The 22750-nt window shown below is 68.5% G+C and carries 14 protein-coding genes and 2 pseudogenes; 10 read left to right on the top strand and 6 right to left on the bottom strand.

The window, feature by feature from the left end; all coding sequences use genetic code 11:
• Positions 1-26: 26 nt before the first annotated feature.
• From ACIRRA_RS30155 to istA, 8 genes and pseudogenes are all read left to right on the top strand, one after another.
• Positions 27-926: an SDR family NAD(P)-dependent oxidoreductase gene (locus ACIRRA_RS30155; RefSeq protein ID WP_402775249.1), complete on the top strand. Its 900-nt coding sequence runs from the start codon at positions 27-29 to the stop codon at positions 924-926.
• A 101-nt stretch (positions 927-1027) separates the two neighbouring features.
• The gene (locus ACIRRA_RS30150; RefSeq protein ID WP_402775030.1) at positions 1028-7537 is read left to right on the top strand and encodes an SDR family NAD(P)-dependent oxidoreductase; all 6510 of its coding nucleotides are present in this window, start codon (positions 1028-1030) and stop codon (positions 7535-7537) included.
• Positions 7534-8685: a Rieske 2Fe-2S domain-containing protein gene (locus tag ACIRRA_RS30145; RefSeq protein WP_402775028.1), complete on the top strand. Its 1152-nt coding sequence runs from the start codon at positions 7534-7536 to the stop codon at positions 8683-8685. Before ACIRRA_RS30150 ends, ACIRRA_RS30145 begins: the two co-directional genes overlap by 4 nt.
• A 2-nt stretch (positions 8686-8687) precedes the next feature.
• Positions 8688-9830: a thiolase family protein gene (locus ACIRRA_RS30140; RefSeq protein WP_402775025.1), complete on the top strand. Its 1143-nt coding sequence runs from the start codon at positions 8688-8690 to the stop codon at positions 9828-9830.
• The gene (locus ACIRRA_RS30135; RefSeq protein WP_402775023.1) at positions 9827-10453 is read left to right on the top strand and encodes an ester cyclase; all 627 of its coding nucleotides are present in this window, start codon (positions 9827-9829) and stop codon (positions 10451-10453) included. Before ACIRRA_RS30140 ends, ACIRRA_RS30135 begins: the two co-directional genes overlap by 4 nt.
• Positions 10450-10995 carry a nitroreductase family deazaflavin-dependent oxidoreductase gene (locus tag ACIRRA_RS30130; protein WP_402775020.1) on the top strand — a complete coding sequence of 182 codons (546 nt, stop codon included), beginning with the start codon at positions 10450-10452 and terminating at the stop codon, positions 10993-10995. The genes ACIRRA_RS30135 and ACIRRA_RS30130 overlap by 4 nt, the downstream gene beginning before the upstream one ends.
• The gene (locus ACIRRA_RS30125) at positions 10992-12215 is read left to right on the top strand and encodes an oxygenase MpaB family protein (protein ID WP_402775017.1); all 1224 of its coding nucleotides are present in this window, start codon (positions 10992-10994) and stop codon (positions 12213-12215) included. The genes ACIRRA_RS30130 and ACIRRA_RS30125 overlap by 4 nt, the downstream gene beginning before the upstream one ends.
• 831 nt (positions 12216-13046) lie before the next feature.
• A pseudogene (istA, locus tag ACIRRA_RS30120) lies at positions 13047-13982 on the top strand (IS21 family transposase); the annotation flags it as partial.
• Positions 13983-14007: 25 nt separating this feature from the next.
• On the opposite strand, the gene ACIRRA_RS30115 reads toward istA, so the two are convergent.
• The 6 genes and pseudogenes from ACIRRA_RS30115 to ACIRRA_RS30090 all read right to left on the bottom strand — a co-directional run bounded on the left by ACIRRA_RS30115 (position 14008) and on the right by ACIRRA_RS30090 (position 17947).
• On the bottom strand, positions 14008-14601 hold the full coding sequence (locus ACIRRA_RS30115; RefSeq protein WP_402775014.1) for a TetR/AcrR family transcriptional regulator: 594 nt from the start codon (positions 14599-14601) through the stop codon (positions 14008-14010).
• 69 nt (positions 14602-14670) lie between these two features.
• Positions 14671-15102, bottom strand: coding sequence for a hypothetical protein (locus ACIRRA_RS30110; RefSeq protein WP_402775012.1), 432 nt, complete (start codon positions 15100-15102; stop codon positions 14671-14673).
• A gap of 123 nt (positions 15103-15225) precedes the next feature.
• A complete protein-coding gene (locus ACIRRA_RS30105) occupies positions 15226-15516 on the bottom strand; it encodes a sulfurtransferase TusA family protein (protein WP_402775009.1) in 291 nt (96 codons plus the stop codon).
• Positions 15513-16772 (bottom strand): MFS transporter, encoded by a 1260-nt coding sequence (locus ACIRRA_RS30100; RefSeq protein ID WP_402775006.1) that lies wholly within the window; start codon positions 16770-16772, stop codon positions 15513-15515. The genes ACIRRA_RS30105 and ACIRRA_RS30100 overlap by 4 nt, the downstream gene beginning before the upstream one ends.
• A gap of 143 nt (positions 16773-16915) precedes the next feature.
• Positions 16916-17122 (bottom strand): annotated as a pseudogene (locus ACIRRA_RS30095) (PLP-dependent transferase); the annotation flags it as partial.
• Positions 17123-17176: 54 nt separating this feature from the next.
• Complete coding sequence (locus ACIRRA_RS30090) at positions 17177-17947, bottom strand: aspartate/glutamate racemase family protein (protein ID WP_402775003.1); 771 nt, start codon at positions 17945-17947, stop codon at positions 17177-17179.
• A 96-nt stretch (positions 17948-18043) separates the two neighbouring features.
• On the opposite strand from ACIRRA_RS30090, the gene ACIRRA_RS30085 reads away from it, so the two are divergent.
• Positions 18044-18946, top strand: a complete 903-nt coding sequence (locus tag ACIRRA_RS30085; protein ID WP_402775001.1) for a LysR family transcriptional regulator — start codon at positions 18044-18046, stop codon at positions 18944-18946.
• 459 nt (positions 18947-19405) lie between these two features.
• Complete coding sequence (locus tag ACIRRA_RS30080; protein ID WP_402774998.1) at positions 19406-22705, top strand: protein kinase; 3300 nt, start codon at positions 19406-19408, stop codon at positions 22703-22705.
• The last annotated feature ends 45 nt before the right edge of the window (positions 22706-22750 follow it).

Below are 22750 nucleotides of genomic sequence, written 5' to 3'. Positions count from 1 at the left end.
GGAAGGGGGCGGAGATGTCGACAGCCATGACCGGCTGGACGCAGGAACAGATGCCCGATCAATCGGGCCGTACGTACATCGTGACCGGCGCCAGCAGCGGGATCGGTGAGGCGACCGCGCGCGCACTGGTCGAGCGCGGGGGCCGGGTGATCCTGGCCTGCCGCGATATCGAGAAGGCTCGGCCGATCGCGGAATCGCTCGGCGGGCAGGCGGAAGTGCGGCGGCTCGATCTCGCCGATCTGGCGTCGGTCCGGGAATTCACCCGGACTTGCGAGACCGTGGACACCGTCATCGCGAACGCGGGTATCTCGACGATTCCGAAGAAGTTGTCGCCGAACGGAATCGAGTTGCAGTTCGCGACGAACCATCTCGGTCATTTCGCGCTGGTGCACGACCTGCTCGACCGGATCCGCGATCGGGTCGTCGTGGTCTCGAGCATGTCGCATCGATTCGTCGGACTGCTCCACATGGGGCGCATCGATCTCACCGACCTCGGCTATTCGAGACGGCGGTACTCGCCTTTCGGAGCGTATTGTCAGTCCAAGCTCGCCAATCTCCTGTTCGTGCGAGAACTGCGAAATCGGCTGGCCGCCGCGGATTCCGCGGTCCGGGTGGTCGCGGTGCATCCGGGAATCAGCCGGACGTCGGCCGGACTTCACACCGAAACCAGGTCCGGCGAGATCAGCTGGAATCTGATCACCCGGGCCGTGGGACAGGACCCGGATATGGGTGCGCTGCCCTCGCTGTACGCGGCGACGCACCCCGATGTACCCAGTGGCTCCTATATCGGTCCGGGTGGGCTGTTCGGGGTCCGCGGGACGCCGGTCATCAGCCGCGCCAGTGCCACGGCTGGAAATGATCGCCTCGCGCGCGAACTCTGGCTGCATTCCGAACAGCTGGTCAACGACTTTCACAGCATTCGATAGATCCTGACTACTTCTAATTCCTGAATATTCGGAATCGGCCCGAGCGGAACGCCCTCCGCCCGGCGGCCGAGTGCACCCGAAATCAAGAGGAGGACTTCCCCTTGTCCAATGACAGCAAACTCCGCGGTTACCTCGAGCGTGTTACAGCCGAACTACGTTCCACCCGTTCGCAGTTGACCGAGCTCGAGCACGCCCGCTCCGAACCCATCGCCATCGTCGGAATGGCCTGTCGATTCCCCGGCGGTATCGACACACCTGAAAAGCTGTGGGACACAGCATTATCCGGTTCCGAGACGCGCAGCACGTTCCCCGATGACCGCGGCTGGGAGCTCGACGCGCTCTTCAGCGAGGATCCCACCCTGCGGGGCACCACCTACGCCCGCCACGGCTCCTTCATACGCAATGCGGCCGATTTCGACGCCGCCTTCTTCGGGATGTCGCCTCGGGAAGCGCGTATCACCGATCCCCAGCAGCGTCTGCTCCTCGAAACAACGTGGGAAGCGCTGGAATCCGCGACCATCGACCCCGCCTCGCTGGCGGGCAGCGACACCGCGGTCTACATGGGTGCGATCGTCGACGAGTACGGCGACCGCATGCGCGATTCGCGCGGCAGCATGGGTGAGTACGAAGGGCAGGTCATGCTCGGCAACTCGCGCGGCGTGCTGTCGGGTCGCATCGCCTACACGCTCGGGCTCGAGGGTCCGGCGGTCACGCTGGACACCGCATGCTCGTCCTCGCTGGTCGCGCTGCATTTGGGTGTCCAGGCGCTGCGGGCCGGGCAGTGCTCGCTCGCGGTGGCCGGCGGTGCGACGGTGATGTCGACGCTCGCGTTCGTTTTCGAGTTCTCGCGGATGCAGGGTCTCGCGCCCGACGGCCGCAGCAAGGCGTTCGGCGCGGCGGCCGACGGCATGGGACTCGGCGAGGGTGTCGGTGTGCTGGCGCTGGAAAGACTGTCGGACGCACAGCGACTCGGGCACCCGGTGCTGGCTGTCATCCGGGGATCGGCCATCAACCAGGACGGCGCATCGAACGGACTCACCGCCCCGAGCCGGCAGGCGCAGCAGAAGCTGATCAATCTGGCGCTGTCGGACGCCGGGCTCACGGCCGCCGACGTCGATGTGATCGAGGCGCACGGGACCGGGACGAAGCTGGGCGATCCCATCGAGGCGGGTGCGCTGGCGAACACCTACGGGAAGGCGCACACCCCGGAGCGTCCGCTGCTACTCGGCTCGGTCAAATCCAATATCGGCCATTCCCAGGCCGCCGCCGGTATGGCCGGCGTGATCAAGATGGTGTACGCGATGCGGAACGGGGTACTGCCGCGCACCCTGTTCGCCGACCCCAGTACCGATATCGTGGACTGGGACGCCGCCAATATCCGTCTGCTGCAACAGCAGCAGGACTGGCCCGCGACCGATGCTCCGCGCCGGGCGGCCGTCTCCTCGTTCGGTGTCAGCGGCACCAATGCCCACGTCGTGCTCGAATCCGCGCCCGCTGAGGCCGAGCCGGTCGGCGCCGCGGATCAGCCGGACACGGACGCCGCGCTGCCCTGGACGCTGTCGGCGAAGACCGCATCGGCGATCAGCGGGCAGGCCCGGCGATTGCGCGAGTTCCTCACCGACCGCCCCGATGCTCGGCTCGCCGATGTTGTGCGTTCGCTGGTCACCACCCGAACCTGCTTCGACCACCGCGCGTTCTTTGTCGCCGCGGACCGGGATTCGGCGCTGTCGTGTCTGGAGGCGATCGAGAACGGGCGCTCGCACCAGTCGGTGACGGTAAGTCGTGCCGCCGAACGCAAGGTCGTGTTCGTCTTCCCCGGCCAGGGATCACAGTGGGTGGAGATGGGGCGCGAGCTCCTCGACACCGAACCGGTGTTCGCTGCCCGAATCGCCGATTGTGCTGCGGCGCTGGCTCCCTTCGTGGACTGGGACCTCACCGCCACGCTGCGCGGCACCGGTGATGCGGCCGGGCTGGATCGGGTGGATGTCGTTCAGCCTGTGCTCTTTTCGGTCATGGTCTCGCTGGCTGCGGTCTGGCGTTCCCTCAGCGTGGAGCCGGGCGCTGTGATCGGGCACTCGCAGGGCGAGATCGCGGCGCTGTGCGTAGCCGGTGCACTGACCCTGCCGGATGCCGCGCGGCTGGTCGCGCTGCGCAGCCGGGCGCTCGCGCGGGTGTCCGGCAGCGGCGGCATGGCGGCCCTGTCGGTCGAGGAAAATCGGGCGCGAAAACTGGTGGCGGACTTCGGTGGTGCACTCACCGTCGCCGCACACAACGGACCCCGGTCCATCGTTGTGTCCGGCGAGGTCGAGGCCCTCGATCAGATCGTCGGGCGGTGTGTGGCCGACGGATTCGACGCCCGCCGCATCGACGTCGACTACGCCTCGCATTCGGCCCATGTCGAACAGCTTCGCCCGGATCTGGCGGAGCTGACACGCACGGAAGTGAACGAGTTCGATGTCCGATTCTTCTCGTCGCTGCACGGCGGACGTACAGAGGCCTCGGAGATCACCGGAGACTACTGGTACGAGAACCTGCGTCGGCCCGTCGAATTCGATTCCGCGGTGCGGGCCGCCATCGCCAGCGGCTTCGATACCTTCGTCGAGGTCAGTCCGCATCCGGTGCTGTTGCTCGCGATCGAGTCGATCGCCGAGGACGAGGGTGCGGCGGTCTTCACCGCCGGAACCCTGCGCCGCAACGACGGTGGCCGCGCTCGCCTGCTGGCCTCGGCCGGTCAACTGCACTGCGCCGGTGTCGAAGTCGACTGGGCGGATCTCGTCGCGACGGACCAGGGGGCCGCGATTCCGCTGCCGACCTACGCGTTCGAGCGAAAGCGCTACTGGGTCGATCCACCGCGAAGCCTGGGCGCCACCCCCGGCATCGAACCGCTCGAGCATCCCATACTGACCGGGTACGCCGATGTCGCGGCCACGGGCGAGCGACTCTATTTCGGCAGCGTGACATTGCGCAGACAACCTTGGCTGGCGGACCACGCGGTAAAGGATCGAGTGTTGTTGCCGGGCACTGCATTCCTGGAACTCGCCACCTGGGTCACCGACCATCTGGGCCTGCGCGGGGTGGACGAGTTGACCGTCGTCACGCCGCTGGTGCTGACCGAGGCCGGCACGGTGCAGGTGCAGGTGGTGGTGGGTGTGCCCGAGGGGGCGCGGCGGCGGATCGTCGTTTTCGCGCTGTGCGGTGAGACCGCGGATCAACCACGGCGGTGGGTGGAACACGCGTCCGGCTACCTGACCGACGAGCCGTCGACCACGGAGATCGAGACCGGCGCGGTCTGGCCGCCCGCCGACGGCGTGCCGGTGGATCCCGATCAGCTCTACGCTGAGCTAGCGGCGCTCGGTTATCACTACGGGCCCGCCTTCCGTGGCGTGCGCCGATTGTGGACCACGCCCGGCGGATTCGCCGCCGACATCGAATGCCCACCCGGCCTCGAGGACACTTTGCCGCTGTTCCATGTCCATCCGGCGTTGCTGGACGCGGGCCTGCACGGCTTCGCCGCCCGGCAGTCCGATACGCCACGGACAGTACTGCCGTTCTCATGGCAAGGCGTGCGGTTCACCGGAATGCGCTCCGGGCGGATGCGGGTGTCGGTGACGTTCACCGCCGATCTGCGGGCGCGCATCGTGGTCAGCGACGGGCACGGTATGCGGCTCGGTTCCATCGACAGCCTGACCGTACGTGAGCTGACCGACGCGGCAGACCCGGACATCGTTGCCGCCGACTGCCTGTTCGTGCCCTCGTGGGTGCGAGTGTCCCAGCCGCCGGTCCTCGAAGCGGACACCGAACTGGTCACCTGCGCACTGTTCGGGCTCGACCGTCCGGATGCCCCCGTCCCCGGCATCGAGATCATCGCCGCCGTAGACCATCTCGGTACGGGCGCGGCGGCGATCGACCGGTCGGTGGCCGATGCGGCCCGGGTGCTGGTGCTGGCGCCACCCACGGTGCCGGGAGCCGAACCCGACGGCGATGCTCTGGTCGATGTCCTTGCCGTCCTGAACGATTGGCTCGTCGCCCAGACCGCTCCGGACACGCGGATCCTGGTACTGACCCGCGGCGCCGTACGGGCCGTTCCGGCCGATACCGTCCATCCGCCGGCGGCGGCTCTGGTCGCCATGATCCGCTCGGTTCAGCTCGAGAACCCGGGACGTATCGCGATCGTCGACATCGACGACGAGACAGCTTTCGGGCGCGCTGTCACTCTCGCGGTGCACGGCGGTCTGCCCGAGGCCGCCATTCGTCGGGGCGCGGTTCTCACTCGCCGGCTCGCCCGCGCCGAAGCGGTGCGCGGCAAGCAGTTCCGGTTGCCGCAGACCGGTGGCTGGCGGATCATTCCCGGTGCCGACGGTGTGGTCGACAGCCTGGTGGTCGAGGAGTCCGGTCTGCACTCCGAGGCGGCCCTCGCGCCCGACGACGTCCTCATCGCGGTCCGCAGCACCGGTTTGAACTTCCGTGACGTTCTCATCGCGCTGAACGTCTACGAGGGGCCGGGCCGCCGGATCGGCAACGAATGCGCCGGTGACGTGGTCGCGGTCGGTTCGGCGGTGACCGAGTTCCGGCCCGGTGACCGGGTTTTCGGTCGCGTCGTCGACTCCCTGGCCGATCTGGCGGTGGCCCACCGCAGCGAACTCGCCACCGTGCCCGGGCACTGGTCGTACGCGACCGCGGCGGCGATCCCCATCACCTACGGTTCGGCCTACCACGCGGTGGTGAACATGGCCGGGCTGCAAGCGGGGGAGAAGATCCTCATCCACTCGGCGGCCAGCGGTGTCGGCATGGCTGCGGTCGGGTTGGCGCGGCTGCTCGGCGCGGAGGTGTTCGCCACCGCGAGCCCGCAGAAGTTCGGTGTGCTGACCGAGCTGGGGATTCCCGCCGACCACATCTGCTCCTCCCGCGACGGTGACTTCGAGCAGACCTTCCGCGACATCGTCGGGCCGACTGGATTCGACGTCGCGATCGACGCCTTCTCCGGTCCGCTCGTGGATGCCACCCTCCGATTGATGGCGCCCGGCGCACGGTTCATCGAGATCGGCCGCGCCGACCTGCGCGATCCCGACAGCGTGGCCCGCGCGTACAACGGCGTCGACTATCAGATCTTCAACCTGTTCGGTTTGAGGCCGCAGGAGGTCCGCGACCGACTGGGCCACATCATCGAACTCGTCACCTCCGGCGACTGGCCGCTGATTCCGGTGCGCTCGTGGGATATTCGCGAACTCGCCGATGCGTTCAAGATCATCGGAGACGGCCTGCACGTCGGGAAGAACGTGGTGTCGATCCCGTCGGCCACGGCGTCGGCGACGGGCACGGTCCTGATCACCGGCGGTGTCGGCATGGCCGGTGCGCACACCGCGCGCCACCTGGTGCGAGAGCACGGGACACGGCACCTGCTGCTGGTCTCCCGAAGCGGCGAAAAGGCCGACGGTGCTGCCGAACTCGCGCAGGAGCTGCGAGACCTCGGCGCGAGCGTGCGTATCGCCGCGTGCGACATCGCCGATCCGCACGCCCTCACCGCGCTACTCGCATCGATCCCGGCGGCCCATCCGCTGCGCGGCGTAGTCCATGCCGCCGGTGTCCTGCGGGACGGCATCGCCGCCTCGCTCACCGCCGAAGACGTGCACACGGTGCTGCGGCCCAAGGCGCTCGGCGCCTGGCATCTGCACCGGCTGACCGAACACCTCGACCTCGACTTCTTCGTGCTGTTCTCGTCAGTGGCGGGCACGCTCGGCAATGCCGGTCAGGCGAACTACGCAGCGGCCAACGGATTCCTGGACGGGCTCGCGGCGCTCCGCCACGATCGTGGACTGGCCGCGACGTCCATCGCCTGGGGACTGTGGAGCGACGCCAGTGCGATGACCGCCGATGTCGTCACCGACGACGCCGCACGGCTCGAGCGCCTCGGCATCGTCGGTCTCGCCGCCGAGGAGGCCATGCGGCTGTTCGATCTCGCTGTGGCCGGACCGGAAACCGGGCCCGTGGCATGCCGATTCGATCGGACCCGGCTGTTGTCGCCGCTGTTCCGGCAGGACGGTACGGCGGGTGTGCCTGATCATGCGGGTACTGACACACCGGCCGCGCCACGCAATGACGGATTCCGTATGGAGTTGGCGACGACACCGCCCAAGCAGCGGGCGCAGACGGCGCTCACCGCCGTCCGGCTCGAGATCGCCGCGACTCTCGGCCTGGAATCCGGCAATGACGTCGACCCCGACCTGGCATTCCGATCGCTCGGATTCGATTCGCTCACAGCGGTCGAGCTGCGCAACCGGGTCAATGCGCTGACCGGGCTGCGGCTGCCCACCACGGTGGTGTTCGACAACCCGACGCCGCGTGCGCTCGCGACCGCCATCGTCGAGGAGCTGGCGGGCGAGCTGCGTGACGCCGTCGACGACGAGCTGCGCGTCCTCCTCGGCCGGATGAAAGAACTCACGGCCTCCGATCGCCTCACCGGAGACGGCCGCACCCGGCTCGGCACCGAATTGGGTGAACTCCAGCGGGAACTGCTCGGCGACCAGCCGGTCGATGATCTGGCCACGCTGTCGGATGACGAGTTCTACGCGGCCATCGAGCGCGAGATCGGACTGGGAAGGAGCGTGGAATGACTGTCGTCCGCCATATCGACGTCGGTGAACCGCTGTCCAGATTCGCGCGCGGCTGGCACTGCCTGGGTCTGGCCGAGACCTTCCTCGACGGCCGGCCACACTCTGTCGAAGCCTTCGGCACGAAGCTGGTGGTCTTCGCCGACAGCGCGGGGGAAATCCATGTCCTGGACGGGTACTGCCGGCACCTGGGTGCGGACCTGTCGAAGGGGGAGGTGAAGGGCGACTCGATCGCCTGCCCGTTCCACGACTGGCGTTGGGGCAGCGACGGCCGCTGCACCGGCATCCCCTACGCGAAACGGGTTCCGCCGCCGGCCAGGACGCGCTCGTGGCCGGTGCGCCGGCAGAACAAGCTCCTGCTGATCTGGCACGATCCCGAGGGCGCGCCGCCTCCGGTCGCGGCCGAGATCCCCCGCATCGATCAGATCTTCGACGAGAGCTGGACCGACTGGAGCTGGGACCAGATCCGGGTCGACGGGGCGCATCCACGCGAATTGCTCGACAACCTGGTGGATTTCGCCCACTTCTTCTATCAGCACTTCAGCATTCCCGACTACTTCCGGGCGGTGTTCGAAGGCGATCGGGCCACCCAGTATTTGCAGATGCGCGGCCGCCGCGACCACGGGCCGGGCAGTGAGCACACCGGGGATATGTCGGTCGTCTCCGAGGCCCGGTACTACGGACCCGGCTACATGGTGAACTTCCAGCACTACGACTACAGCGGGCTGAACCTCGAGGCCATCGCCGTCTTCGTGAACTATCCGATCGACGCGAACTCCTTTCTCCTGCAATGGGGTGTCTGCGTGCAGCGGCCGCCCGGTTTCGACGAACGTGTGACCCGGCTGATCGCGGACCGGCTCCAGGACGCGACCTCCCGCGGCTTCCTCCAGGACGTCGAGATCTGGAGCAACAAGACCCGCATCGACAACCCGCTCCTCTGCGACGACGACGGACCCGTCTACCAGGTACGCCGCTGGTACGAGCAGTTCTTCGTCAACGCCGCCGACGTCCGGCCCGAAATGACCGAGCGCTTCGAGTTCGAGGTCGACACCGAATGGGCGACCTCGCATTGGGACCGCGAGGTCGCGGCCAACATGGCAGACCGGCCGCAATCCGAAACCATCTACGCCACTAGCGAATCCACGAGGTAGCCATGCACGACGCAGTCATCGTCTCCGCCGTACGAACGCCGTTCACCCGCGCCTTCTCCGGTGCGCTGGCGCAGGCATCGGAGTTCGACCTCGCCAAGGCCGTGGTGCGCGGCGCGATGGAGAAGCCGGGCCTGCGACCGGAAACCATCGACGAGGTTGCCCTCGGCGAGGTCTATCAGGGTGGCGGCTGCATCGCCCGCTATGTGGCGCTGGACCTCGGAATGCCCGCCGACACACCGGGTATCGCCATCGGCGCCTTCTGTTCGTCGGGCATGGTCGCCATGCACCACGCGGTGGCGGCGGTGCGTTCCGGCATGAAGCACTGCGTCATCGCCGGCGGCGTGACCTCGGTGTCGATCTCGGCCGATCCGGCCACCGCACCCAAGAAATGGTCGCCGAGCCACCCCGGATCGACCGGTGAACCCGCCTCGGACCTCACCTTCAATCTCGGTGAGATGACCGCCCGCAAGCTGGGCGTCTCCCGGACCGACATCGATGAATGGGCCTACCGCGCGCACAGTACCGCCGTCGACGCCATCGACCACGGCCTGTTCGACGAGGAGTACATCCCGGTCGAGTTCGGCGGGCGGAGCATCACCTCACCCGATGAGCTACCTCGCCGGGACTTGACGCCACAGGCGTTGGCCGAGCTCGAACCGGTGCTCGGACCCGGCCATACCGTCACCGTCGGCAATCAGACCGGCCTGACCGATGGGGCGGCGGCACTGGCCATCTGCTCGCGGGCGTACGCGGCCGAGCACCGGCTCACGCCGCTGGCGACGGTACGCGGCTGGGCGAACGTGGGATCGGAGCCGAACGAGGCGATGTCCGCCGCTCTCACCGCGACCAGGCGTTGTATGCAGGTGGCCGGTCTGCGGACCGACAGCGTCACCCGATTCGAAGTCCACGACTCCTTCGCGGTGCTCGGACTGGCCTTCGAACGCGGGCTCGACCTGGACCGCGACAAGATCAACGTGCTGGGCGGCGGACTGGCGCTGGGGCATCCGTTCGCCGGATCCGGTGCCCGCGTGGCCCTCACGCTCGTGCACTCACTGCGCCACAGCGGTGGCGGCACGGGCGTCGGGGTCATACTCGGCGCCGGCGGCATGGCCACCGCGATCGCCCTGGAGGTCCCTGCCGCATGAGCGAAGCCACCGAATCCGCGCCCGCCGGGAACATGACCCCGGACGAATTGGTCGAAGCGATTCCGCCACTGATTGCAACGGTGAGTTCGCGACTGGGCGAGCACGCCGAGACCCTGCGGGACTGGTCGCGAGACTGGCTGCACGCGTGGAACACCTACGATGTCGACGCCGTACTCGCCTTGGTCACAGCGGATTTCGTCTATCAGGATCCGTCGATGTTCGGCGACCAGATCGTCGGCAGGGCAGCCTTCCGGGAATTCCTGACCATGATGTGGCATGCGTTCCCCGACATGGCTATGGAGATCCCCTCCACGCCCTTCGTGCCGCTGATCGGCACCGGCCTGGCCGTGCCGTGGCGGCTGACCGGAACCTTCACCGGCGACCTGCGCGCCGGTGACGATCTGACGATCGCCCCCACCGGCCGTCGTTTCGACATCCACGGAATCGACCTCTACACCTATCGCGAGGGTTTGCTCTGCCACTGGACCAGCGTCGCCGACCAGATGAACCTCGCGCGCCAGCTCGGCCTGATCCCAGACCCCAACAGCCGACAGATCAAATACGCGCTCCGGGCCCAGCGACTGCTCACGCCCCTGCTCACGCCCGGGCGGTGGAAACGATGACGCCGACCCCCGAACCGGATACCGATCCCGCCACCGACTTCTACAGTGCCCGGCGGCCGCTGCGTACCGCTGCGCGCAGAGCCACCGTCGCCATCGCCGGCCGGCGATGGGCCACGACCCTGCTGCGTCATGTGCAGCCGCGCATGGACCGGGGCATGTACGCACTCACCCGGGGACGGTACAGCACCATGACACTGTTCACCGGGCTGCTGCTCACCACCACCGGCCGCCGCAGCGGACTGCCGCGCTCGGTGCCGCTGCTCTACATCGAGCATCGAGATCGGTTCTACCTCACCGGCTCCAACAGTGGCCGGGCCGCCCATCCGGAGTGGACGGCGAATCTACTGGCGAATCCGGAAGCGGTGATCACGGTGAAGGGCCGTCGGCACGCCGTCACCGCCCGGCTGCTGGAAGGCGATGAGCGGCAGCGCATCTGGCCGGTGCTCACCGCCATCTGGCCGCCCTACGACATTCACACCGCACGCAGTGGGCGAACCCTGCGCGTCTTCGAGCTCACGGTGCGGGATCGGAGCATCCCATGACCACACCTGCACCGAAAACAATCCCGACCAGGTTCTACCGCGATCCCGAGTGGTCGCGGGGAATGGCCGAACCGCTGAAGCGGTTCGTCAAAGGCCCCGCCGAACCCGGACCTGCCGAATGGGACCTGGTGGCCACGTCGCTGACGAAGATCGACACCGTCGGCGCAGATCTGGCCGCGGCGATCAAGTCGCGAAAAGTGAGCATGAAGCAATTCCGCCAGGCCCTGGCCGAGGGAGTGGACGCCCTGATGGACGCGCCGGAACCGTTGCGCGAGTATTTCGCCCAGCTCGAGCGCCGACCCGACTGGGTCGACGACGAGCTGCTCGAACGCGGCGCGACCGTGGTGCGGCAGTGCGGCCGCAATGGCATCGACGTGATCACGATCGGCCTGCTCAGCGGATACCGCGCCTCCGCCACCACCGACATCCTGGTGCGGACCGGCGGTCTGCGTGGATCCGGCACGGCGCGTCGCATTGGTGAGACGGCGACCTGGTGGTTCGAGTGCATCCAGCCAGGCGGACTGGACCGCTCGGCCCCCGGCTGGCAGTTGACCGCCCATGTCCGCCTGATGCATTCGATGGTGAACCAGCACTACGAGGCCGCCGATGATTGGGACGAGTCGGCGTGGGGCAAACCGATCAATCAGGCCGATCTGGCAGGCACCTACCACCTTTTCTGTACATCGTTCCTGCTGATGCTGCGACTGCTCGGCATGCGCATCAAAGGCTCGGACGGCTACGCGGTCATGCACCTGTGGCGGTATATCGGATGGCTGACCGGCGTCGATGAGGAACTGCTCGGACTCGATGAGCAGCAGGCTCGCAGGAAGCTGTTCCACCTGACCCTGGCAACACCCGCCGGAGATGCGAACTCACCTCTGCTCGCGGACTCGCTGGTCGAGTCTCGCAAGCATCTGAACTTCAATTCGTTTCCCGAGCTCGAACGTCGCTACGAGTATCTCCGATTCCGCAGTCTGGCTTCCTTCTACCTGGGCCTGACCGGCATGCGTGAGCTGGGGCTGCGACCGGTCTTCCCGTGGTACCCCTTCGCACGCGGGCTTCGGAACCTGCTGGTCTTCAATGTGCTTCGGGCTTTTCCCGGTGGCGACGAGCGGCTGACCCGGCTCGGTGAACGCGAACTCGACATTGTCATGCGGGAATACTGGGGAAAGGAGAATGCCTCTCTCGCGAGTCAGGATAAAACTTACGGAAATGCTTGACACCCGGATCCCTTGAACCGTAAGGCGATTCGGGCGAGTGAGCCTGTGTTGGACCGTGAGGCGCGTCGGCGCCTGGCGGTCCTTCGTCATGTCGAGGAAGTTAGCGGGAACGTGATGTCCGTTCGTATTCAATTTGTCACTGGCGACCAGGCGATTGACAGGTTCATTGCGACAAGTCGACGGTCGTTTGTCGCGAAATAGTTGGCAGTTCCGGAGACTTTCGCAGTGTAGTTGACAATTCCGGAGGCGTTTGCGCCGTTCCTGGCCGCAGCTTTGCGCGGAGCCATCGCCAAGGCCGTCATCCCTCCACGGTGGATTGATTCGTCACGTGACTGTTGTTGTGCTGCAGGGGGCTCTCTATCGGAATGCCCTGCACGGCTCCGGCGCGATCTTGTTGGTCGCAGGCAGTTCGGGTGACCAAGGTTGCCACCGGGACTTTTCTGCCATGGACTTCACCGGCCGGCGATGGGGCGAGGGTCTGTCGGTGCCTCGGTCTACGGTCACCGTGTGGAAGCTGTTGCGCGGTTGCAGATCCCACATCCCGTGCGGTCGCCGGCACGCCGTGTAGGCGGTGAGCCGAATCCGGTGAGCGTGCCGGTCATCTCACCGACCGAGGGCGGTATCGACAGTATGATTCCCGCGGCCGCGAACAGGTCGCTTGGGCGATTCGTGCACGACCATGGTCTTGCCGAACACTGCGCGACCGGCGTAGGCGGGGCTGCGCAGCATCCCCACACCGTCGAGCGGTCCCATCGCTGTTTGCCGGTCCGGGTCGGTGTCGCTGGGTCGTCGGTGAGCCAGCAACCGAGCCTGGAGGACAAGGACGAAGGGATGCTTGCCCTCCAGGATTGGGCTGAGATTCGTCGTTTGCACCGGTCAGAAGGTGTTCCGATCAAGGCGATCGCCCGGCTGATGGGCGTGTCCCGCAATACCGTGCGGGCGGCGTTGGCCTCGGATCGGCCGCCGGAATACGAGCGGCCGGCGAAGGGGCCGATCGTGGATGCGGTCGAGCCGCAGATCCGCGAGTTGCTGAAGACTTATCCGACGATGCCGTCGACGGTGATCGCGGAGCGGATCGGGTGGACCCGTTCGGTTCGGGTGCTCTCGGGCCGGGTCGCGGAGTTGCGGTCGGCGTATCTGCCGCCGGATCCGGCGTCGCGGACCGCCTATGTCGCAGGCGAGATCGCCCAGTGCGATTTCTGGTTCCCGCCGATCGATCTGCCGGTCGGGTTCGGGCAGGTCCGCGGCCCGAAACAGGTGCCGGTGCTGACGATGGTGCTGGGATATTCGCGGTGGTTGATGGCGATGCTGATCCCGACCCGCGATGCCGAAGACTTGTTCGCCGGATGGTGGGCTCATATCCACCGATTAGGTTCTGTGCCAAAGGTTTTGGTTTGGGACGGCGAAGCAGCGATCGGCCGCTGGCGCGGCGGGCACAGCGAACTCACCAGAGAATGCCGGGCCTTCCGAGGAACGCCGGGTTGCAAGGTGATCGTCTGCAAGCCCGCTGATCCAGAGGCCAAGGGCATGATCGAGTGAGCCCACGACTATCGGGAACGGTCGTTCCTGCCAGGCCGAACATTCGCCGGCCCAACCGATTTCAACACCCAGCTCGTCGAGTGGCTGGAGTTGGTGAACGCCCGGACTCGGCGCGCGCTGGGCTGCGCACCGACCGACCGGATCACGGCGGACCGCCAGGCGATGCTCACCCGGCCGCCTGTCGCGCCGCAGACCGGATGGAGGCGTTCGGCGCGGCTGCCGCGCGATTGCCTTCACGTTCGGAGCGGCACGGCTACGCGCCCGCTGTTGTCCCGGCTCCCTGTCCGGGTGTCTGGCGGAGCTCGAGGCCGGCGACCAGCGCCTGCAGGCCGGCGTCGAACCACCGCTGGTAGTAGTCAAGCGAGGCGGAGTCCTGCGTTACCCCGGTGCGGCTGTCCTCGGTGTCCCCTCCTGCCCCCACCTGTGCCAGGGCGTGGCCCAGCGTATAGACGCCGACGGACTGGATGCGGATCAGCGCCTCGTCCTGGGCGACGCCGGCGGCGGTGAAGCGCTCGAGCAGCACGGCCAGGACCGGGACGGCCGTGTCGGGGTCCACCGGGCGCGTGGCCAGCAGGGGCACCGCGTTCGGATGCTCCAGCAGCATGCGGCGGTAGGCGACCGCGAAGGCGGTCAGCGCCTCGGGCCAGGCCGGCCCGGCGTCCAGATCTGCCAGCGCGGTGGCGAACAGGTGGTTGACCACTGTGGACAGGATGGCGTCACGGCCCGGGAGGTGACGGTACAGCGACATTGCTGCCACCCCCAGGTGCGCACCGATCCGGCGCATCGTCAGCGCCTCCAGGCCATCGCGGTCGAGCACCTCGATCGCCGCGGCGGTGATCTGGTCCACACTGATTTGTGCGGGTCGGCCTCCCCGGCCGGCTCGTGACGCCTGATTCATGCCCTCAGCGTGACAGATTCACCTGGTCAGGGTGACGGCCAGGGTGCTGCCCGTCATCGCCAGGGTGAGGACACCGACCGCCATGTGCTGGACGTCAGGCACCACCGCGTGCCCCTGGACGGGCAGGACCTTCAGCGTGCGGGCGTAGTCCCGGGTGTAGGACTCCCGTTGCGCCGCCGTGCTGATACCGAAGTAGGGCAGCCACCAGCTCGCCACGTGACCGGCCAGGACCAGCAGACACAGCGCCAGGGCCGCGATCCGCGAAGCCTGGTGGTCCAGGGCAATACCACCGGCGATGAGCAGCGGGATCGGGTAGTTGACGGCTGCGTCGCCGAGCCTCTCGCGGCGGTTGTCGGCTCTCAGGTCGTTGAGCGGGAACATCGGTACCCACTCGGTGAGGACCAGCCAGGCCAGCCAGACCAGCGGCACGGTGACGGCGATCGTATACACGGAGCATCTCCCTGTGGGTCGAAGGCGTTTCATGTTTGAGTACAGCGTAAGCTTACGTTGTACTCATATTAAAAGGCAAAGATCGCGCAGCCCCCGAACCGAGGCCGGGCGGGCCGCGCTCGACTACCGCAGGCGCCAGGGTGCGTCGGGCTGGGTGGGTCGGGCGCCGGCTGCCAGGGTGAGGGCGTAGACGGGGCGCTCGGCGGGGTCGACGACGGGGCCGAGGTAGTGGTGGCCGGTCATGTGGCACCAGGCGGGCAGGTCGAGCGGGGCCGCGGGGTCGGTGGCGATGACGTGCACCCGGGTGCTGGGGGTGGCGTCGGCGATCGCGTCGCGGAGCTTGATGAGCAGGGTCACGCACAGCAGGCCGGTTCCGTCGACGGTGATGTCGGGCGCGGGGTTGGTGGGGGTCATCGGCGGTAGGCGGTGGCGGCGACGGCGGGGATGAGGGCGAGGGCGAGCAGGCCGCCGGTCAGCGCGAGGGCGGGGTAGCTGGTGGCGGCGACCATGAGGCCGGAGGTGAGGCCGCCGGTGGCGCCGGCGATGGCGATGGCGACGTCGACCAGGCCCTGGGTCTTGGCGCGGGTGGCGAGCGGCACGGTGTCCGTGGTGATCGCGGTGCCGGAGACGAGGCCGAAGTTCCAGCCGAGTCCGAGCAGGGCCAGGGCGAGGGCGAGGAGCGCGACGGAGTCGCCGGGGGCGGTGGCGGCGAGCACGCCCGCGGCGAGGAGGGTGACGCCGGAGGCGGCTGCGACCTTGATGCGGCCGTAGCGGTCGACGAGCCAGCCGGTCAGGGGCGAGGGGAGGTACATCGCGCCGATGTGGATGGCGATGACCAGACCGGAGGCGGCGGTGCCGTGGCCCATGTCGTGCATGTGGACCGGGGTCATCGTCATGATCGCGACCATGACGAGCTGGGTGAGGATCATGACGACGGCGCCGAGGACGAGGCTGCGGCGGCTGTCGCGGGTCTGGTCGGGGCTGTGGGTGTCGTCGGTGGCGTGGGCGGGTTCGGCGGCGGCGATGGTGCGGGCCAAGAGCAGGGGGTCGGGGCGCAGTCGCAGGGCGAGGACGAGGGCGGCGAGCGCGTAGGCGGCACCCGACAGGAGGAAGGGGCCGGTGAGGGTGGGGAGGCCGAGGGCGTGGGCGAGGTCGCCAGTGGGGGCGGCGAGGTTGGGGCCTGCCACGCCGCCCAGGGTGGTGGCGACCAGGACGGTGGAGACGGCTCGGGCGCGTCGGGCGGGGTCGGCGAGGTCGGCTCCGGCGTAGCGGGCCTGGAGGTTGGTGGCGGTGCCGGCGCCGTAGATGAACAGGGCGATGAACAGCAGGGCGGGGTTGTTGAGGGCGGCGGCGGTGATGACGCCGGCGCTGCCGATGGCGCCGGTGAGGTAGCCGACGGCGAGTCCCGGGCGGCGTCCGCGGGCCTGCGAGATACGGCCGACGGCGACGGCGGCGAGGGCGGATCCGGCGGTGAACAGGGCGCTGGGCAGGCCGGCGAGGCTGGTGGAGCCGAGCATCTGCTGGGCGAGGAGGGCGCCGACGGTGACTCCGGCGGCGAGCCCGGCGCCGCTGAGGATCTGGGAGGCGACCAGGACGCGCAGGATGCGGTGCTGGGCCTGGGCGGTGCCGGGTATGGCGGCCGTCGCGCTGCCGGTGGCGGTGTTGGTCATGTCCGGGGGCTCTCCGTGGGCGGTGGAGTGGCTGGGCAGGCTGAAGTCAGGGGCGGCGAGCAGGGGCGCGGTGCGCGCGCGTGGTTCGTGGGGTGCAGGCCCCGGCCCGGGCCCATCGGGTCCGGGCCGGAGGTGCGCGGCTGTCAGTCGGCTTGGAGGGCCTGGGCGAGGTCGGCGGGGTCTTCGAGGCCGACGGACAGGCGGATCATGCTGTCGGCGATGCCGCGGCGGGCGCGTTCGGCGGGGTCCAGGCCGTGGTGGGTGGTGGTGATGGGCAGGGTGACCAGGGACTCGACGCCGCCGAGGCTGGGGGCGCTGGCACATAGCGTCGGGCGGTCGACCACGGTGGCGGTCTGGGCGGCGTCGGTGTCCGACCAAGCCGTCCTGGTCGACCGGAAGTACCGTCATCCGGGCGCCGAGCAGGCGCCTCCTCCCGTCGCCGCCGGCCGGGCAGGGGCCGACGTGCCGCCGGGCACCGCGTCCGGTGCGGCCAGGGCCAGTTCGACGGCGTGTTCGACGTGCAGGCGGGTGGTGTCGAAGAGGTGCACCGGGGTGTCGGCCGGGCCGATCAGCAGCGGGATCTCGGTGCACCCGAGGACCACGCCGTCGGCACCCCGTTCGGCGAGGTCCCCGATGATCCGCCGGAACTCCTGCCGCGAGGAGTCCCGGACCACGCCCCGGGTCAGTTCGCGGTAGATGACGTCGTGGACGAGCGCACGGTCCGACGCCTCCGGGACGAGGACCTCGATCCCGTGCGCCGCCATCCGGGCCCGATAGAACCCGCCCTCCATCGTGAAGCGCGTGCCGAGCAGGCCGACGGTACCGCTGCCGGCCGCCAGGATCCGCTCCGCCGTGACGTCGACGATGTCCACGAACGGGATCCGGATCGCGGCGGCGATGTCGTCCGCCACGCGGTGCATCGTGTTGGTGCAGAGCACCACGAGCTCCGCCCCGGCACGCTCCAGTCCCACGGCAGCCTCGGCGAGCCGCTCGGCCGCGCCCTGCCAGTCGTCGGCCCGCTGCATCGCCTCGATCTCGGCGAAGTCCACGGTGATCATGACGCTCGGCGCGCAGTGGTGCCCGCCCAGCCGCTCGCGGGTGAGGCCGTTGAGGAGCCGGTAGTACTCCGCCGAGGACTCCCAGCTCATCCCGCCGATCAATCCGATGGTCCGCACGTTTCCTCCTGAGGTCGGTCCGCCCAGCGTGCTCCGCGCCCGGCACTCCTGGTAGCCCCGTCCTCCTTGCCCGACCCCCAAGGGATACTTGGAGCTGTGGACACGCACCGCCTGCTGATCTTCCGCGAGGTCGCCCGGACCGCCTCGATCGCGGCGGCGGCTCGGAAGCTCGGCTGGACCCAGCCCGCCGTCAGCCAGCATCTGCGCCAGCTCGAACGGCAGGCGGGCCTTCCCCTGGTGATCCGCCACTCCCGCGGCATCAGGCTCACCGAGGCCGGCACGACGCTGCTGCGCCACGCCGACGCCATCGCCACCCGTCTGCACGCGGCCGAGGAGGACATGGCCGCGCTCGCCGAGCTCAGCGCCGGCACCGTCCGCCTGACGGCCTTCCCGTCCGCCTGCGCCATCCTGGTGCCGTCCGCCATGACGGACCTGGCCCGCCGCCACCCGGGTCTCGAGATCCGCCTGGCCGAGTGCGAACCTCCCGAGGCCGCCCGGCTGGTGGCGGCCGGAGAAGCCGATCTCGCCGTGCTCTTCTCGCACGACGATCGGCCGCCGGACCACGGCCCCGACCTCCGGCTGATCCCGCTCGCCGACGATCCGGTGCGTCTGGTCGTCCCCGCCGGCCACCCCGCAGCGACCGCCGCCGATCCGCTGGCCCGCCTGGCGTCGACCCCGTGGATCGCCGGCTGCCCGAGCTGCGCCGCCCACCTCACCCGCACCTGCGCGGCCGCCGGCTTCACCCCCGACATCCGGCACAGCACCGACGACTACGTGGTCGTCCAGAACCTGGTGGCCCGCGACCTGGGCGTCGCCCTGCTGCCGCAGCTCGCCCTCGACGCCTACCGCCACCCCGACGTGCACGTGCTCCCGCTCGAGATTACCGACCGGGCCCTGCACCTGCTGTGCCACCGCGAAGCACTACGGATCCCCGCCGTCACCCAGGCCGTCCGAGCCCTCCAACAGACAGCGACCGCACGCCGGCGGGCGCGCCGGTGATCTGACGCAGAGCCGGGAGGGGGAATCTCGGCCTGGTCGCTGGCACCGCCATCATCACCGACACGGTGCCGCTGGCTACGCGCGCCAAAACCCAAGGCGCGGTGGACGTCCCGGCCCGTGAGGGCCAAGTCCGCCAGATCCGGCGGTAAGGCTCTACCGCAGATAGTTCGCGGAGCCGCCGCGCCTCGGTAGGGCAGTTTCCCCAGGTGAGCACCTGAGTTATCGCACATAGCCGGTACCGGTGCGCGACAACCGCTCAGCGCCGGATTTCGCAGAAATCGGCTCACCCCGGAAATCCACTGGTCAGGGCGTTAGTGATCGCGCTGGCGCCGGATCTGCCGAGATTGGGCGCTACGGGCCGTGCACTTCAGGTTTTCGCCGCCTTCGACGGGGTGAAAGGTGAGGTGGCAACGATTGACCGCGCGATATCCTGGGTGCGTCAGGAAGCAGGACCGGCGCATGGTCGACATCGACCCATTGGAAACTCAGCGCGACGTGGTCCGTGATATCACGGCGGAGCTGGCAGCGGCCGGATTCACCGACGCCCAGCAGATCGGGTGCGGCGGGTTCGGTCTGGTATATCGCTGCACCCAAGAGGCGTTGGACCGGACAGTGGCGATCAAGGTGCTCACCGCGCACCTCGAGGAGGACAACCGCGAGCGGTTCGTTCGGGAGCAACGGGCGATGGGTCGGCTGACCGGGCACCCGAACATCGTCGACGTGCTGCAGGTGGGCATGACGGCGTCCGGTCGGCCGTATCTGGTGATGCCCTATTATCCGCAGGATTCCCTCGACGCCCGGATCCGTCGTTACGGTCCGCTGTCGGTGGACGAGACGTTGCGAGTGGGGGTGAGGATTGCGGGGGCGCTCGAGACCGCGCATCGGCTCGGTATCCTGCACCGAGACGTCAAACCCAGCAACATCCTGATCACCGACTACGGTGAGCCGGCACTGACCGATTTCGGTATCGCGCGTATCCCCGACGGGTTCCACACCGCTACCGGCTTGGTCACCGGTTCGCCGGCGTTCACCGCGCCGGAGGTCCTGGCGGGTGAGGCACCCACCCCCGCCGCGGACGTCTACGGGCTCGGCGCCACCTTGTTCGCCGCGCTGACCGGGCACGCAGCGTTCGAGCGACGCAGCGGCGAGCAGGTGGTCGCCCAATTCGTTCGGATCACCACCCAACCGGCACCAGATCTGCGCGAGCATGGCATCGACGACGGCATCTCGACGGTGATCGAACATGCCATGGCTCGTACGCCCGGGGAGCGACCCTCCGCCGAGGCGTTGAGCGAGCAGTTGCAAGCACTGCAAGCCGGGCGCGGGTTGCCGGTGGACGAGATGGCGGTGCGCGCCGAAGCGGGTACCGAGCGGCAGGAGAGCACCCCGGTTCCGTTGACTCCTGTGACCACCGGCCGCTCGCCGGCCCGGGAGCCCCTGCCATTCGCTTCGCCGGTCAGCGCGGGGTCCTTTCCTCTCGAGCTGACGAGCTTCGTCGGCCGCCGCACCGAATTGACCGAGGCCAAGACCCAGCTGGCGAGTTCCCGGCTGGTTACCTTGACCGGAATCGGCGGGGTCGGCAAAACGCGACTGGCGTCGCGGGTCGCGACCGATGCACAGCGCAAATTCCCAGACGGGGTGTGGCTGGTCCAGCTCTCCGACGTGCACGACGATGCCCTGCTGCCGGGAGTGATCGCCACCGCCGTGGGGTTGCGCCCGCAAGGGAAACTGGTGCTCGACGTGTTGATCGACTACCTGGCTTCGCGACAGTCGCTGCTGGTGCTGGACAATTGCGAACACATCGTGGACGCGGCTGCGAGGATTGTCGAAACTCTGCTGCGGGAGTGCCCGACTCTGCGGATCCTCACCACCAGCCGCGAGCCCCTGGGCATCGGCGGGGAAACGGTGTTACACGTGCGGCCGTTGTCGGTTCCCGATCCGGATCGGCCGCCGTCGCTGCGGGGGGCGGCACGCTGCGACGCGGTCACCCTGTTCGTCGAACGCGCTGCCGCCGCCGTACCCGGCTTCGCGCTCACCGAGGACAACCTCTCCGCCGTGACCGAAATCTGCCGCGGGCTCGACGGGCTGCCGTTGGCGATCGAATTGGCCGCGGCCCGGCTGCGGGCACTGTCACCCGAACAGATCCTGCAGCGGCTCACCGACCGGTATGCGCTGCTGACCCACGGCAGCCGCAGCGCTCCGGACCGCCAGCAGACCCTGCAGCGGTGTATCGACTGGAGTTACTCCCTGTGCACCGCAGCCGAACAACAGGTGTGGTCACAGCTGTCGGTGTTCGCCGGCAGCTGTGAGCTGGACGCTGTCGAACAGATGTGCCGAAACGACCTCGGAGCGCAGCTGCTCGACATCCTCACCGCCCTGGTCGACAAGTCCATCCTGAACCGCGAGGAGTCGGGGTCGGTGGTGCGGTTCCGGCTGCTCGAGACGGTGCGCGAGTATGGCCGCGACAAGCTCGAGCAGTCCGGCCGGTACACCGACCTCCGGCGTCGGCACCGGGCCTGGTACCGGCAGCTCGCCGAGCGCGCCGAGGCCGACTGGATAAGCCCCCGCCAGCTGCACTGGATCGCCCGCCTCGACCGCGAGCAATCGAATCTGCGCGAGGCGTTGGATTTCTGCCTGACCGATACCGAGGCGGAACCCGAGGCCGCGGTGTCGTTCGCGGCGGCCCTGCAGCCGTTCTGGATCGCGCGAGGCCAGCTCAGTGAGGCGCGGTACTGGCTCGATCGCGCCCTCGCCGACGGGTCAGCTACCGCTACGACGCTGCGCGCCAAGGCGCTGTGGCGCGCCAACCTGGTGGCCATTGGCCAGGACGATCGCGTCGCGGTGTCCGCACGGGCCATGCAGGCGCAGGCACTCGCCGCAACGACGGACAACCCGATCGTGCACGCGTTCGCGGATCTCGGCCAAGCCCTTCACGCGCTCAACAGCGGCGACCCGCAGCGCGCCCGCGCCCCCGCGGAAGCCGCCCTCGCGTGGTTCGCTGCGCAAGGGGACGCTTATGGACAGATCTGGGCCCTGTTCGCGCTCGGATGGGTGTCCATATTTCGGGAGGACAGCGCAGCATGCCTCTCGTACTACGAACAGGCCGTCGCGATCACCGAATCCCACGGCGAATCGTTTCATCGGTCAGCTGCCTCGTGGGGAGCAGCGATTGCCGCGTGGCACCAGGGCGATAGCGACCGGGCGCTGCGGCTGCTGCGGCAAGCGATGCAGATGACCAGGCAGCAGAAAGACTGGTTCATGGTCGCGCAGACCATGGAAACACTGGCATGGATTGCGCAAGCGCAGGGCAGCGCGCGGCGCGCGGCCGTGTTGCTGGGCGCCGCGAACGCTCTGTCTCGAGCGATCAGCGCTTCCGCGATGATCTTTCCGGACCTGGTGGTCTACCACGAGGACTGCGAGCGAGCCGCCCGTCGCACGCTCGGCCGGGGACCCTTCGAGACCGCCTACCGCGAAGGCGCCGCGCTGGATCTCGACGCCGCGATCAACTACGCCATCGGAGAGCAACCGACGGCCACAGCCCCCGGTCGAAGTCCCTCCGCGGAGCTGACCCGCCGGGAGCAGCAGGTCGCCACACTCGTCGCCGACGGCCTGACCAACAGGGCCATCGCCACCCGCCTGCACATCGCCCAGCGCACCGCTGAGGGACACGTCGAACACATCCTGACCAAACTCGGATTCACCTCGCGCGTCCAGATTGCCGCCTGGGTCACCGAACAGAGCCGACCCGCACACAGTTGAGGGCTCGGGCCGCTGACCATGTTCGAGACCGCTGTGGAACACGGG

It is taken from the genome of Nocardia sp. NPDC101769, assembly GCF_044766925.1.
Classification (GTDB): Bacteria; Actinomycetota; Actinomycetes; order Mycobacteriales; family Mycobacteriaceae; genus Nocardia.
Note: the sequence above shows the minus strand (reverse complement) of the source record. Positions and strands in the feature narration are given on the sequence as shown.